Annotated in this window: 13 protein-coding genes; 7 read left to right on the forward strand and 6 right to left on the reverse strand. The window is 68.3% G+C overall.

The window, feature by feature from the left end; all coding sequences use genetic code 11:
• Positions 1–93: 93 nt before the first annotated feature.
• Genes AB6732_RS15580 through AB6732_RS15595 form a run of 4 tightly spaced genes read left to right on the forward strand, consistent with a single transcriptional unit; the run spans position 94 to position 2,524 of the window.
• Positions 94–540, forward strand: coding sequence for a MarR family winged helix-turn-helix transcriptional regulator (locus AB6732_RS15580; RefSeq protein ID WP_370960805.1), 447 nt, complete (start codon positions 94–96; stop codon positions 538–540).
• Positions 541–596: 56 nt separating this feature from the next.
• The gene (locus tag AB6732_RS15585; RefSeq protein ID WP_370960806.1) at positions 597–1,172 is read left to right on the forward strand and encodes a serine protease inhibitor; all 576 of its coding nucleotides are present in this window, start codon (positions 597–599) and stop codon (positions 1,170–1,172) included.
• Positions 1,173–1,229: 57 nt separating this feature from the next.
• Positions 1,230–2,177, forward strand: coding sequence for a 3-methyladenine DNA glycosylase (locus tag AB6732_RS15590; protein WP_370960807.1), 948 nt, complete (start codon positions 1,230–1,232; stop codon positions 2,175–2,177).
• On the forward strand, positions 2,174–2,524 hold the full coding sequence (locus AB6732_RS15595) for a serine protease inhibitor (protein WP_370960808.1): 351 nt from the start codon (positions 2,174–2,176) through the stop codon (positions 2,522–2,524). Before AB6732_RS15590 ends, AB6732_RS15595 begins: the two co-directional genes overlap by 4 nt.
• A gap of 128 nt (positions 2,525–2,652) precedes the next feature.
• On the opposite strand, the gene AB6732_RS15600 is transcribed toward AB6732_RS15595, so the two are convergent.
• The 3 genes from AB6732_RS15600 to AB6732_RS15610 all read right to left on the reverse strand — a co-directional run bounded on the left by AB6732_RS15600 (position 2,653) and on the right by AB6732_RS15610 (position 6,850).
• Complete coding sequence (locus AB6732_RS15600; protein ID WP_370960809.1) at positions 2,653–5,802, reverse strand: S8 family serine peptidase; 3,150 nt, start codon at positions 5,800–5,802, stop codon at positions 2,653–2,655.
• A gap of 187 nt (positions 5,803–5,989) precedes the next feature.
• Positions 5,990–6,283, reverse strand: a complete 294-nt coding sequence (locus tag AB6732_RS15605; RefSeq protein ID WP_370960810.1) for a DUF1540 domain-containing protein — start codon at positions 6,281–6,283, stop codon at positions 5,990–5,992.
• A 132-nt stretch (positions 6,284–6,415) separates the two neighbouring features.
• A complete protein-coding gene (locus AB6732_RS15610) occupies positions 6,416–6,850 on the reverse strand; it encodes a YchJ family protein (protein ID WP_370960811.1) in 435 nt (144 codons plus the stop codon).
• Positions 6,851–7,074: 224 nt separating this feature from the next.
• Between AB6732_RS15610 and purS the strand changes: the two genes are divergently transcribed.
• Genes purS through purL form a run of 3 tightly spaced genes read left to right on the forward strand, consistent with a single transcriptional unit; the run spans position 7,075 to position 10,396 of the window.
• Positions 7,075–7,326, forward strand: a complete 252-nt coding sequence (gene purS, locus AB6732_RS15615; RefSeq protein WP_066214728.1) for a phosphoribosylformylglycinamidine synthase subunit PurS — start codon at positions 7,075–7,077, stop codon at positions 7,324–7,326.
• A 2-nt stretch (positions 7,327–7,328) separates the two neighbouring features.
• Positions 7,329–8,087, forward strand: coding sequence for a phosphoribosylformylglycinamidine synthase subunit PurQ (purQ, locus tag AB6732_RS15620; protein WP_370960812.1), 759 nt, complete (start codon positions 7,329–7,331; stop codon positions 8,085–8,087).
• Positions 8,087–10,396, forward strand: a complete 2,310-nt coding sequence (gene purL, locus AB6732_RS15625) for a phosphoribosylformylglycinamidine synthase subunit PurL (protein ID WP_370960813.1) — start codon at positions 8,087–8,089, stop codon at positions 10,394–10,396. Before purQ ends, purL begins: the two co-directional genes overlap by 1 nt.
• A gap of 88 nt (positions 10,397–10,484) precedes the next feature.
• Here purL and AB6732_RS15630 read toward each other — a convergent pair whose 3' ends face one another.
• From AB6732_RS15630 to AB6732_RS15640, 3 genes are all read right to left on the reverse strand, one after another.
• Positions 10,485–11,276, reverse strand: a complete 792-nt coding sequence (locus AB6732_RS15630) for an endonuclease domain-containing protein (RefSeq protein ID WP_370960814.1) — start codon at positions 11,274–11,276, stop codon at positions 10,485–10,487.
• A gap of 389 nt (positions 11,277–11,665) precedes the next feature.
• Positions 11,666–12,553: a carbohydrate ABC transporter permease gene (locus AB6732_RS15635; protein ID WP_370960815.1), complete on the reverse strand. Its 888-nt coding sequence runs from the start codon at positions 12,551–12,553 to the stop codon at positions 11,666–11,668.
• The gene (locus AB6732_RS15640; protein ID WP_370961029.1) at positions 12,550–13,452 is read right to left on the reverse strand and encodes a carbohydrate ABC transporter permease; all 903 of its coding nucleotides are present in this window, start codon (positions 13,450–13,452) and stop codon (positions 12,550–12,552) included. Before AB6732_RS15640 ends, AB6732_RS15635 begins: the two co-directional genes overlap by 4 nt.
• Positions 13,453–13,530 lie beyond the last annotated feature (78 nt).

Below are 13,530 nucleotides of genomic sequence, written 5' to 3' on the forward strand. Positions count from 1 at the left end.
CCTTCAGCATAGCAAATTATTTAGTACACTAACTAATCTCGCTCCTTGGCCCTCTCGACAGGGTCTTGACAACCCGGACGATAGGATGAACCCGTGGATTCGAATGCAGATACAGACCTCTCACTCGAGAACCAGCTGTGTTTCGCACTCACGGTCGCTTCTCGGACCGTCGTCCAGGCCTACCGACCGGTGCTGGAACCCCTCGGCCTGACCCACCCGCAGTACCTCGTGATGCTGGCCCTCTGGGACCACAATCCGCTGAGTGTCAAAGAGGTCAGCGCCCAGCTCCTGCACGAGCCGGCCACCATCTCGCCCTTGCTGCGGCGGCTGGAGGACATGGGCTACGTCCGGCGCACGCCGAACGCCCAGGACGCCCGCGCGCTCGACGTCGAACTGACCGCGGAAGGCCTGGCCCTCAAGGAGAAGGCCCGCGCCGTGCCGCCCGCCATGATGCGCCGGCTCAAGCTCACCCGTGAGGAGGTCATGGTCCTGAACAAGGCCATGCACAACCTCATCGAAGCGGCCACCGCGGAGGACTGACCCGCCGGGCTCGGCGTGCCTACACTGGGATCATCGGTCCGGAGCAAGGAGACGCCATGGCCCAGCACCTCTCATCCAGGAATCCTTCAGGCCTGCGAACCGCGCTGCTGGGCCTGTCCGCCGTCGCCGCCGCTCTCGCCCTGGCGGCCTGCACGCCGTCCGGCAGCCCGTCCCCGGACCCGACGACGCCGGGCGCCACCGGCTCCACGAGCGCCTCCTCGAGTCCGTCCCAGAGTCAGCTGCCCACGACTCCCCCGGCCACGAACGACCGTCCGGCCCCCGACGCCTCCGTCACGGCCGACCTGACCATCTCCGTCGTCGCGAAGCCCGGCGCGAAACCGACGGAGACACGGCTGCTGTGCTCGGGCAAGACGGCGAAGCCCGATTCCACGGTCCCGATCGCCGACGAAGCGTGCGCCCTCGTCGAAGCCCACCCGGCGTATCTGTTCCCCTCAGCGAAGAACACGGCCCAGGCGTGCACCGAGCAGTACGGAGGCCCCGCCACCGCCACCGTCAAGGGCACCGTCCGTGGCAAGACGGTGGACCTCTCCTTGAGCAGGTCGGACGGCTGCAAGATCAGCCAGTGGACCGCCCTCGGACCGCTGCTCGGCGAAGCAGGGGCGAACGTCTGAGACGTTCGGGGGGCGGCGCCGCCTGCACCCCGCGCGGCGACGCGGGATAATGGAGGCGTGTCCACCGCAGCCCCCGCCACCATCCGCGTCCTGACCGAGGACGAGTGGCTCCCCCGCGCCGAGGCTCATGCCGCCCGCGTTGACCGGTACGCGGTTCCCTTCCTGGAACGGCGGCACACCGGCCGCAAGCACCCCGTGGAGGACTTCCTTTTCACGTACTACACCCACAAGCCCGGGCAGCTGCGCCGCTGGCATCCCGGCGCCGGGACCGTTCTGCTCGGCCCGCACGCCCGCGAGCGCCAGAGCTGGAAGCACTACCGGGCGCTGACCACGGAGGAACTCGACGCCCTCGGCCTCGCGCCCGACGCAGTGGCGGTCACCGTGGACGTCGAGGGTTTCCTGGCGGACCGGCGCGAGGCCGTCGACTTCGCCCGCATCATCCTCGGCGGCACGCTGGCCCGACCGGCGCAGTTCGGCTGTTTCGGCCTCCACGAATGGGCCATGGTGTACCGGCAGGAGAAGTTCGAGCTGCGCCACGAGTACCTCGGGCTCCGGCTCGGCGGCGAGGCGACGGACCAGGTGGTCGAAGGCCACCGTATTCGCTGCAGCCATTTCGACGCCTTCCGCTTCTACACGCCGGACGCCACCCCGCTGAACGAGCTCCAGCCCACCCGCGAGACCCAGCGCGATCTGGAACAGCCCGGCTGCCTGCACGCCAATATGGACGTCTACAAGTGGGCGTACAAACTCACGCCTCTGCTGCCGGGCGAGTTCCTCATAGACTGCTTCGAACTCTCGTACCGGATCCGCGCCATGGACATGCAGGCCTCCCCCTACGACCTCGCCGCCTGGGGTTATGACCCCCTTCGCATCGAGACTCCCGAGGGCAAGGCCGAGTACGTCGCCCGGCAGCGAGGCTTCGCCGAGGAGACGCAGGAGCTCCGTGCCCGCTTCCTGGAGCTCCTCGACCGCACCGTCCCACCCACCCCTCAGGAGACGCGATGACCTCCATGGACCTGACCGTGACTCTCACACCCGCCCCCGGGGCGCCCGAGGTGACCTTCCGGCTGGTCGGCGGGCCGGAGGGCCCCGGCCCCGCGTCGACGGTGCCGGACCCGCACGCCGCGTACGACGCCGTCGTGCGCCACGGCGAACGGCTGCTCCTCCCCGCCCTGCCGCGCAAGGGGGCGGCCGCCTCCGAAGCCAGGCCGGTCTTCGGCGGGGAGCAGCGTGCGCACGTCACGGGCACTTTGGAGGGCCTACCGGTGGACCGCCGCTTCAGCCGCTCCGATTCGCGGGAGACCGCCCGCTGGGACGCCCTGGCGCCGCTGCTGGGCGGCGCGGAGGTCTGACCGGCGGCCGGACGACGCCGCGCGACCCTCCCACGGCGACGCAGGGCATCCGAGGTGACCTCCGGAAACGACGGAAGGGCCGATGGGACATGTCCCACCGGCCCTTCCGCGTCACTCAGCGGTCGGGATCAACCGGCCGCCGGAGCGTCCTCCTGATTCAGGTCGGGACGCTTCTGCAGTTCCTGCTCCGCCTTGGCGCGGACTCCGGCATCCGGGCTCTCCGCAGCGGGGGCCGCCACCGAGGCTCCGGTGCCCGTCACCACGACGTTCACGAAGGTCTGCACCGAGGAGCCGGCGTAGCTGACGCGCCCGATGTAGGAGCCCGGGGTCAGGCCCTTCCACGCGAGCGTGACGTCGGCCGTCTTGCCGTTCTTGAGCACGAGCGGGTTCGGCGTCACCGTGGCGTTGCCCACGGAGGCTCCGAGCACCGAAGCCTCCAGGCTCGCCTTGACGGGCTGGTTGCCCGGGCTCGCGTACAGGTTGGCCAGCAGGGTGTACTGACCGGGCTCGGGGTTCGTCAGGGAGACGGACTCGCTCGCGGAGGCGGTGGCCGCCGTGTAGACCTTGCCGTTCGGGCCCAGGACCACCAGGTCGAAGTCGGCGTTGTCCTGCGAGGACGCCACCGCGAAGCGGACGAACGGCGTGCCGGCCGGAACCGTCACGGTCTTCGACGCGTTGGAGGCGTCCGGCTTGTCACCGGCCGGGCCGGGAACGAGCTGGATCTGCGTGGCATCCGCCTTGGACAGGCCGTCCAGGGTCAGCTTGGTCGGACGGTCGCTGCCCGAGGTCACCGGGAAAGTGGCCTTGTCCGTTCCCTTGGCGGTGGTGAAGGACAGGTTGGTGGCCGCCACGGCCGACTGCGGACGGACCGCGATCGGCGACGTGACACTCTTGCCCGCACCCTGCCAGCTCAGCTGGCCCATCGCGAACTGGCCCAGCGGAGCGCCAGCGTTTTCGAAGCTGACCTTGAAGGTCTTCTTCTGCCCGGCGGCGTTGAAGTTCAGCACCGACGGGGTGACCTTGACGTTCACGCCCGGGACGTTGGCCACGGCGCGGTACAGGCCGGGGGTCAGCGCGGTGAGCGTGCGGGTGACCTCGATACGGCCCGTCAGATTGCCGAGGGCGAAGGACGGGACGTTCATGTCGCGGGTCTTGGTGGAGCCGAGACCCGGGATGCCGAGGTCGAAGCCCAGGCCCTGGATGTACCGCAGGTAGTCGTCCTGACCGGCGTCGTACACGAGTCCGGGGTTCAGGAACCCGGCGGGGTTGACCTGACCGGCGCCCGTGGCGAAAAGGTCCTTGTCCTTGGTGCCGTCGGCCTTCTTCAGATCCGTCGCGGTGGTCATGAGCGCCGACTTGATGGTGGCGGGCGACCACTGCGGGTTCTTGGAGAGCGCCAGGGCGCCGAAGCCCGCGATGTGCGGGGACGCCATGGACGTGCCGGACATCATGCCGAACAGCGCGCCGTGCTCCGCGATCGGGGACACACCGGCCAGGACGGCGACGCCGGGGGCGGCGACGTCGGGCTTCAGCAGATCGGAGCCGGAGGCCAGCAGCGGGCCACGCGAGGAGAAGCCTGCGACCTGCGGCTGGGGCTCCGCCGGGAGACCGGTGGTGTCATGGTTGACCAGCCGGGCCTTGATGGCCGGGTTCGCGGTGACCTTGTCCTTGATCTGCTGCGTGGCCGGCGGGTTGACGTGGACCGTGGGCACGGCGTGCATGTCCACGTCCTCGCTGGAGGCGCTCAAGTTCACCAGGACCATGCCGACGCCGCCGGCGCGCTTGACCTCGGCGCTCTTAGCGACGCGGTCCACCACGCCACGGTCACACACCACGATCTTGCCGCCCACCTTGGCGGGGTCGAGGCTGTCCGGGGCGCACAGGTTCGCGTTGCCCTTGCCGGACGCGGCGTTCCCGGAGAGGACCAGGTTGCTGTACGGGACCTCCTTGGCCATGAGGCTCGCTCCGCGGAACTTGGTGCCGTCCTCGAACTCGACCGTGCCCTGCAGTTCGCTCGTGAAGGAGCTGGCTGCCACGGTGGTCAGCCACGGGGCGCCGTGGTTGACGGTGCTCGCGGTCGGGCCGCTGTTGCCGGCCGAGACGGAGACGAAGACACCGGCGGAGACGGCGGAGAGGAACGCCAGGGAGACCGGGTCGGTGGTGCTCGTGGCGCTGCCGGAGATGGAGTAGTTCAGGACGTCGACGCCGTCCAGGATGGCCTGGTCGATGGCGGCCACGGAGGCGGAGGAGTAGCAACCGCCCGTGTCCGGGTCATCGTCCTCCCAGCAGACCTTGTAGATGGAGAGCTTGGCCGCCGGGGCGACACCGCTCGTGATGCCCATGTCCCGGTCGCCCAGATTGGCGCGGACATCGGAGTTGCCGGCCGCGGTGCTCGCGGTGTGGGTGCCGTGGCTTCCGACGTCGACCGGGGAGATCAGCTCTTCCGGTGCGCGGTGCTCCGGCGGGACGGTGTTGAGGAAGTCATCGGCGAAGTAGCGGGCGGAGAGCACCTTGGAGTTGCACTCGGTCCCTTCGAAGCCGTCGCCTGCCTGGCAGTCGCCCACGAACGTGTCACCGTCCGACTTGAGCATGGCGATCTTGCCGTCCTCGTTGCGGTACGGGACGCCGACCTTCGGGGCGCCCTGGAGAGGCTTGACCTCGTCACCGGCGAAGAACGGGCTCGACGGGGTGTATCCGGAGTCGATCACGCCGACGACCACGCCCTTGCCCGCGTTCTTCACCCCGCCCAGCTGCTGCTGCCAGAGGCCGGTCTTGCCAGGAAGCTTGAGGTAGTCCGTGCTGGAGTAGTCCGGGGCGTACTGCCGGTCCGGGGCCACGGTCAGGACCTTCGGGTCCTTGGCGAGCTTGCTCGCCTGCTCGGCGCTGAGCTGAGCGGAGAACGCGTTCAGGGCCGTGGAGAAGCTGCGCTTGATGGCCACGCCCTCCTGCCCAGCGACCTGCTTCTGGACCGACTGGAGGTGCTGACGGTACCGCTGGACGTTCTGGTTTCCGGCGTCCAGCTTGCGGCCCGCCTCCGGTTTGGTGGGCGCGAGGCCCGGGGTCCCGCCGTCGTAGCTTGCGGCAGGCTTTTCGGCGAGGACCACGATGTAGCGGCCCGCCTGGAACTGCTGGATGCTGCTCTGCCCGGGCACCACCGTGGGTGCGGCCTGGGCGGGCGTCATGACGGCCGTGCTCAGGAGCACGGGGATGCTGACGCCGGCCGCGAGGGCCTTGGTGAGCGCCCTGCCGCGCAGGAGGCCCTTCCCTGTTCTTCTCATGGGTGCGTGAACCTTTCACGAAGGTCCTCCAGTCCCTTGACCGGAGGGGTCATGCCCGATCGGCCGCGTTGTTACGCGGCTCACACTCAGGTTGACTCTTACCCTAATGGAGCAGCACCCAGTTGTGACAGGGTTATTTCACAGTTTGTTATCAGTTGCGTTATCGGCCGCGTGATCGGCTGCGCTGTCAGCCGGCCGGGTCGTACGTGAGGCAGTCCGCGCGCTCCGCCCCGGGGCCGATCTTCACCTCGTGCGCGCCGCACATGAGGTGGTCGTTGTGCCGGCACTCGCTGCGCTGGCACGCGCCGACGTGCGCCAGAACCTTGGGCAGCCCGCCGAGGGAGCTCGTGTCGATGAAGGTGGCGCACTGTGCGTGGTGGTCACTGCCGCCGATCGTGATGCCGTAGGCCGTGCAACCGTCGTGGTTGAACGAACAGGCATCCACACTGCAAGCGGACACTTCGGTGACGTGAGTGCTCATCATTCCTCCTGCTGGTCTCTCGCGGCGGGGGTCCCCGCTTCTTCCACGGTACGACCGTCCGCCGCGGTTTGACCCGGCGGAAATGCGTATGTGTGTATTCGCTAATGAGCCCAGGTCAGCCTCAGGGCACGCTCATCCGGCAGCATTGACGTAGTACCAGCGCCCGCCCTCCCGCACGAAGCGGCTCACCTCTTCCTGCACCCCGCGCACGGTGCGCGACGACGGCGCCGCGTCGCCGTCGTCGTCCGCCGGGGCACGGTAATGCGCGCGGAAGGTGACGGTCCCCTCCGCGTCGAAGGGGCCGCCCGCCGTGGTGTCGGTGATGTCGAGCCTGAGCCAGCGGAGGTCCTCGTCCAGCTCGAGGTCCCGAGGGCGGGTGTCCGGATGCCAGGTGGCGAGCAGGTAGTCCTCGTCCAGCACGGCGAAGGCGCTGTACCGGCTCCGCATGAGCGCCTCGGCGGTCGGAGGCCAGGCCTCCCCCGCGTGGAAACGGCCGCAGCAGGCGTCGTAGGACTCCCCGCTCAGGCAGGGGCAGGGACCAGGTGCGGGGCTCTTCCGGGCGCTCATCCACATAGCCTAAACACGGCGCGAAGGCCCGGGCGCACCCGGTAGAATGGGAGGTGCAAGCTCGCGGAGCGTCGCTGCCACCGTTTTCCCCGCCTCTCATCTCCTTCCGGGAGCCCATGCGTGGAAGCGGAAAGCGCGTGAGACGGCAACACTTCCGTGACGGCCCTGGCCTGGGGCGACACCCGGCCCAGGTTCAACGCACGCACGCACACAGGAGTTGCCGGATGCCCCGGATCGTCGTCGACGTCATGCCCAAGCCCGAAATCCTTGACCCGCAGGGCAAGGCCATCGTGGGCGCGCTGCCCCGCCTCGGCTTCACCGATTTCGTGTCGGTCCGCCAGGGGAAGCGCTTTGAGCTCGAGGTCGAGGGTGAGGTGACGGACGAGATCCTGGCCAAGGCCCGTGACGCCGCCGAGACCCTGCTCTCCAACCCCGTGATCGAAGACGTGGTCAACATCCAGGTCGTCGAGGCCTGATCATGACCGAGATCCCCCTGATCGGTGAGGTCGCCGCCGCGGCCATCACCCCTCTCGCCGGCGCCCGGATCGGCGTCGTGACCTTCCCCGGGACGCTGGATGACCGCGACGCCGCCCGCGCCGTGCGTCTCGCCGGCGCCGAGGCCGTTTCTCTCTGGCACGCCGACACCGAGCTCGCGGACGTGGACGCCGTGGTGATCCCCGGCGGCTTCTCCTACGGCGACTACCTGCGCGCCGGGGCCATCGCCCGCTTCGCGCCCCTCATGGGCAAGATCGTGGACGCCGCGAACTCGGACGCCAAGCTGCCGGTCCTCGGCATCTGCAACGGCTTCCAGATCCTGACCGAGTCCCACCTGCTGCCGGGCTCCATGATCAAGAACGACCACCTGAAGTTCATCTGCCGCGACCAGGTGCTCCGCGTGGAGAACGCGAACACCGCCTGGACCGCGGATTACACGCAGGGCCAGGAGATCACGGTTCCGCTGAAGAACCAGGACGGCCAGTACATCGCCGACGAGAAGACGCTCGACGCGCTCGAGGCGGAGGGCCGCGTGGTGTTCCGCTATGTCGGCTTCAACCCGAACGGCTCGCGCCGTGACATCGCCGGCATCTCCAATGCCGCCGGCAACGTGGTGGGCCTCATGCCGCACCCCGAGCACGCGGTGGAGGCCGGTTTCGGCCCGGAGCAGGACGGCGGCCACTCGGTGGACGGCCTCGGCTTCTTCACCTCCGTGCTGACCCAGATCGTGGGAGGAAAGTGATGACCCAGGAAACCACTGCCAAGTTCAACATCGACACCGTCGCCAACGCGGCGGGCACCCCCGAGGTCGAACTGCCGTGGGCCGAGCTGGGCCTGAAGCAGAACGAGTTCGAGGAGATCGTCAAGCTCCTGGGCCGCCGCCCCACCGGCGCCGAGCTGGCCATGTACTCCGTGATGTGGAGCGAACACTGCTCCTACAAGTCCTCCAAGAACCACCTGCGCCAGTTCGGCCAGAAGGTCACCGAGGAGATGAAGAAGGACATGCTGGTCGGCATCGGCGAGAACGCCGGCGTCACCAACCTGGGTGACGGCTGGGCCGTGACCTTCAAGATCGAGTCCCACAACTCGCCGTCGTTCGTGGAGCCGTACCAGGGCGCCGCGACCGGCATCGGCGGCATCGTGCGTGACATCATCTCGATGGGCGCCCGTCCGGTCGCCGTCATGGATCCGCTCCGTTTCGGCGAGATCGACCACCCGGACACCGCGCGCGTCATGCACGGCGCCGTGGCCGGCATCGGTGGCTACGGCAACTCGCTGGGCCTGCCGAACATCGGCGGCGAAATGGTCTTCGACGCGGTCTACCAGGGCAATCCGCTGGTGAACGCCCTCGCGGTGGGCGTCATGCGCCACGAGGACATCCGCCTGGCGAACGCCTCCGGCAAGGGCAACAAGGTCGTGCTGTTCGGCGCCCGCACCGGTGGCGACGGCATCGGCGGCGCTTCTGTGCTGGCCTCGGAGTCCTTCGACGACACCAAGCCCTCGAAGCGCCCCGCCGTCCAGGTGGGCGACCCCTTCGCCGAGAAGGTGCTCATCGAGTGCTGCCTCGAGTTGTTCAAGCACTCCCTCGTGGAGGGCATCCAGGACCTGGGCGCCGCGGGCATCTCCTGCGCCACCTCGGAGCTGGCCTCCAACGGCGACGGCGGTATGCAGGTCGAGCTGACCAGCGTCCTGCTGCGTGACCCCACCCTGACTCCGGGCGAGATCCTCATGTCCGAGTCCCAGGAGCGCATGATGGCCGTCGTGACGCCGGAGAACGTCGAGGCGTTCGAGGCCGTCATGGACAAGTGGGCCGTGGAGTACTCGTGGCTCGGCGAGGTCACCGACACCGGCCGCCTCATCATCACCTGGGACGGCGAAGTGATCGTGGACGTGGACCCGAAGACGGTCGCGCACGACGGTCCTGTCTACGACCGCCCCTACGCCCGCCCGTCCTGGCAGGATGCCCTGCAGGCGGACACCTTCGCCGGTTCGGTGCAGGACGCCGGCCGCCCCGCCACGTCCGGCGAGCTCGCCGCCGCCGTGACCGAGCTGGTCGCGTCGCCGAACATGTGCGACAAGTCCTGGATCACCAAGCAGTACGACCGCTACGTGGGCGGCAACACCGCCCTGGCCTTCCCGGACGACGCCGGCGTGATCCGCGTGGACGAGGAGACCGGTCTGGGCGTCGCGCTCTCCACCGACGCCAACGGCCGCTACACCTACCTGGACCCCTACCAGGGCGCACAGCTGGCGCTGGCCGAGGCCTACCGCAACGTGGCCACCGGCGGCGCCGTGCCGATGGCGGTCTCCGACTGCCTGAACTTCGGCTCCCCCGAGGACCCGGACGTCATGTGGCAGCTGGCCGAGTCCATCCGGGGCCTCTCGGACGCCTGCATGGAGCTGGGTGTCCCGGTCACGGGCGGCAACGTCTCCCTGTACAACCAGACCGGCACCACGCCGATCCATCCCTCCCCCGTGGTCGCGGTGCTCGGCAAGCTCGACGACGTCGCGCGCCGCACCCCGTCCGGCTGGCGTGAGGATGGCCAGGCCATCTACCTTCTGGGCACGACGGCGGCCGAACTGGACGGCTCCGAGTGGTCCAAGCTGCGGGGTCACCTGGGCGGCCTGCCGCCTCGCGTGGACCTCGCCGCCGAGCGCACTCTGGGTGAGATCCTGATCAACGCCTCCCGTGACGGCATGGTCGACGCCGCGCACGACCTCTCCGAGGGCGGCCTCGCCGCGGCTCTCGTGGAGTCGGCACTGCGCTACAACGTCGGCGCCCGGATCGGCCTGGACGAGGTCGCGGAACGCGATGGCGTGGACCTGTTCACGCTGCTGTTCTCCGAGTCCCAGGCCCGGGCCATCGTGTCCGTGCCGCGGAGCGAGGAAGTCCGCTTCAACGACATGTGCACGGCCCGCGGCTTCGCCCACGCCCGCATCGGTGTAGTGGACTCCGCTTCCGGCGCCCTGGAGATCAACGGCGTGGACACGCTCCCGCTCGACGCCCTCCGCGAGGCCCACGAGGGGACCCTGCCGAAGTACTTCGGCTGACCCTCCCCCTCGATCGACTGCTCCACAGGATGTCGTTTTCTGCCCTTTCCGGCGGATTCCGGCATCCAATGGAGCAGTCGATCGTCGTTTAAGCGGCTTTGCGCCAGCCCCGGGACACCAGGGCGTCTCTGACCTTCCGGATCGCGAGCCGCTGGTCGTCGACGGTGTGCTCCTTCGAAAGCCTCACCTCCAGCCATCCAGCCCGCGCGTACTTCTCCGCTCTCCGGATGTCCCGTCCGACCTGCGCGGCCGCGCTGTGATGCTCGCCGTCGTACTCCACGCCGATCCTGTGCTCGGGGAAGGCGAGGTCGGGCTGGAACTCCTCGCCCGTCCCGGGGACCGCTACCCGGGGATTCAACAGGGGCTCGGGGAACCCGGCACGCTCGAAGGCGAGCCGCAGCAGTGTCTCTTGGGGCGAGTCGGCACCCACCCGGATGAGCTCCAGGGCCGCCCGTGCCGGGCTGATCCCCCGTTTACCGCGGTGCCCGCCGACGACAGCGCGGAGCTCCCCGGGTGTGGCGTGCGGCCCGGTCCGGGTTTCGAAGTCCGGCCGCGGGATCCGGACGCAGGTATCCCCCACCACCACGAGCTCATCCAGGGTGACGACGGCGGCGAGATCGAGCCACGTCCGGGCGGGCGTGGTCACCGGCACACCCTGGAACCAGCAGATCTCGCCGGGGAGCAGCTTCGCGCGGTGAGCCTCGACGAAAGGCCGCGCGAGGTCGGCGGCAGAGTCGGACCGGAGCACGTGAACCCTGTGATCTCCACGATCCCACACGGGCAGTTCCCAGATCCTGGCAGCCGTCCAGAGCGAGGCGGCCACTCCGCGGTTGGTCTCCAGGAACGGAGCGATCCACCGCGCCAGGGCAGCACCGCTCAAGCCGTCCGGGACTCCATTGATGTCCGTCAGGGACCACGACCAGACCCCTTTTCCCAGGTGCTGAGCACCCAGGCGGTTGAGTACCCGGGTCGAATATCCGGCTCCTTCGGCAGCCCCGGTCCTGAAGGGGTTCATCAGCTCCGAAGTGGGCGTTGGCCTCTTGATGGTCATGGTCCACATCAAACACCGATCCGGCCGATGGTGCGTCGGGTTATCCACACGCCTGATCGACTGCTCCATAGGATGTCATTCCACGGGAATTCCGGCCCGGAACGACATCCTATGGAGCAGTCGATGAAAGGGGCAGGGAGAGGCGGGTACGCGAAAGCCCCCGGACCGTCGTCGACGGGTCGGGGGCCTTCAGCGTTCGGGGGCCGTGGCGTCGGTGTCTAGCGGGACGTGCCCTGCGACACCGAGCCCTGCAGCTGACGCTGGAAGATGATGTAGACCACCAGGACGGGGATCACCGTGATGGTGACCGCGGCGAACAGTGCGCCGAAGTCGACGGCGTAACCCATCTGCTGTGCGAAGGCCGCCAGGGACTGCGAGAGCACCTTCGGGCCGGCGGCGTTGATCGTCACCGGGATGAGGAACTGGTTCCACAGACCCAGGAAGTTGAAGATCGCCACGGAAGCGAGGCCCGGCTTGGCCATCGGCAGCATGATCTGGAAGAACGTCCGCCACTCGCCCGCGCCGTCGATCGCGGCGGCTTCCGCGATCTCACCCGGCAGGTTCTTGAAGAAGCTGTGCAGGAAGAACACCGTGAAGGCCAGGGCGAAGCCCACGTACGTGAGGATCAGGCCGAACAGGGTGTTCAGCAGGTGCATCCGCTCGAGCATCTTGAACAGGGGCACCATGGCCAGGAAGACCGGGAAGGTGTTGCCCGCCAGCAGCAGGATGTAGATGAAGCGGTTGCCCCAGAACCTGAAGCGCGCCAGGACGTAGGCCGACATGGCGCCCAGCAGCATCACGAGCACCAGGGACGCGCCCACCAGCATGAGCGAGTTTCCGAAGGCCTGGCCGATGCCGGCCTCGGTCCACGCCCGGGTGTAGTTGTCGAAGCGCCACACACTCGGCAGCGCGAACGGCGAGGCGAAGATCTCCGCGGAGGTCTTGAAGGAGGACATGAACGTCCAGAGCAGCGGCAGGACGACGATGGCGGACCACAGGATCAGCACCACGTGGCTGCTTCCGGCCACCACGCGGTCGCTCGTCGTCGACTCGGCCCTGCGCTCCACGTGTCCTTCGGGAGCCTTCGTCTTGTTGAGAATGCTCATACGAGTTCCTGATCCTTACCACCGGTCAGCCGGTTCACCAGGAAGACGAGTCCTGAGAAGATGAGCGTCGCCACGGCCATGACCACACCCATGGCGGTCGCGGTGCCGAACTGGCCACGCTGGAACGCGGTGAAGAACAGCTGCTGGGACATAACCAGCGTGGTGTTCTCCGGGCCACCGGCGTTCGGGAAGAGGGCCGCCATGTAGACGAAGGCATCGAGGGCGAGGATGCCCAGATAGACGTAGGCGGTCTGGATGTTGTCGCGGATCATCGGGATGGTCAGGCTCACAGCGGTGCGGAAACGCCCAGCGCCGTCGATGCGCGCCGCCTCATACAGTTCGGCGGGGATGCCCTTGATGCCGGCGATGAAGAGCACCATGTAGAAGCCCACGAAGCCCCAGATGATGACGAACATGGAGGCGAACATCGCGGTGTTCGAGTTGCCCAGCCACGCGAAATCTTTGAAGTTCTGCAGTCCCATTCCCCGGAGCAGGCCGTTCAGCAGGCCGCCGCTCGGGTCGTAGATCTGTCCCCACATGATGCCGATGGCGATCGCGGGGATGGTGTACGGGAAGAAGGAGACCACGCGGTAGAAGCTGGAGCCCTTCAGGCCCTTGACCTGGCCCTTGCTGCTGCCGCCCACGGTGACGACGACGGCGAGTGCCAGGGAGAGAACGATCGTCACGAGGGGAACCACGATGAGCAGCAGGATGTTGTTGCCCAGCGCCTTCAGGAACAGATCGTCCTGGAAGATCTTGATGTAGTTCGCGAGTCCGACGAAGTTGAACTTCGGGGAGAAGCCCGACCAGTCCGTCAGGCTGTAGTAGAACGCTTGGAGGAATGGCCACACCACGAAGAGCCCGTAGATCACGAGGGGAACGCCAAGGAACACCAGCATGAAGCTGACCTTGTCCCAGGTGAGCGGCTTCCGCCGCCGCGGGGCGGCGGCCGGGAGGCCGCCGCCCGTGGTGGTGCC

Source organism: Arthrobacter sp. RCC_34, assembly GCF_041360795.1.
In the GTDB taxonomy this organism is placed as follows: domain Bacteria; phylum Actinomycetota; class Actinomycetes; order Actinomycetales; family Micrococcaceae; genus Arthrobacter_E.

Excerpts from the sequence above, each read along its gene's own strand:
- AB6732_RS15585 (WP_370960806.1), top strand. The coding sequence starts at position 597 with ATGGCCCAGCACCTCTCATCCAGGAATCCTTCAGGCCTGCGAACCGCG.
- AB6732_RS15595 (WP_370960808.1), top strand. The coding sequence starts at position 2,174 with ATGACCTCCATGGACCTGACCGTGACTCTCACACCCGCCCCCGGGGCG.
- AB6732_RS15600 (WP_370960809.1), bottom strand. The coding sequence starts at position 5,802 with ATGAGAAGAACAGGGAAGGGCCTCCTGCGCGGCAGGGCGCTCACCAAG.
- AB6732_RS15605 (WP_370960810.1), bottom strand. The coding sequence starts at position 6,283 with ATGAGCACTCACGTCACCGAAGTGTCCGCTTGCAGTGTGGATGCCTGT.
- AB6732_RS15610 (WP_370960811.1), bottom strand. The coding sequence starts at position 6,850 with ATGAGCGCCCGGAAGAGCCCCGCACCTGGTCCCTGCCCCTGCCTGAGC.
- purS (WP_066214728.1), top strand. The coding sequence starts at position 7,075 with ATGCCCCGGATCGTCGTCGACGTCATGCCCAAGCCCGAAATCCTTGAC.
- purQ (WP_370960812.1), top strand. The coding sequence starts at position 7,329 with ATGACCGAGATCCCCCTGATCGGTGAGGTCGCCGCCGCGGCCATCACC.
- purL (WP_370960813.1), top strand. The coding sequence starts at position 8,087 with ATGACCCAGGAAACCACTGCCAAGTTCAACATCGACACCGTCGCCAAC.
- AB6732_RS15635 (WP_370960815.1), bottom strand. The coding sequence starts at position 12,553 with ATGAGCATTCTCAACAAGACGAAGGCTCCCGAAGGACACGTGGAGCGC.
- AB6732_RS15640 (WP_370961029.1), bottom strand. The coding sequence starts at position 13,452 with ATGCTGGTGTTCCTTGGCGTTCCCCTCGTGATCTACGGGCTCTTCGTG.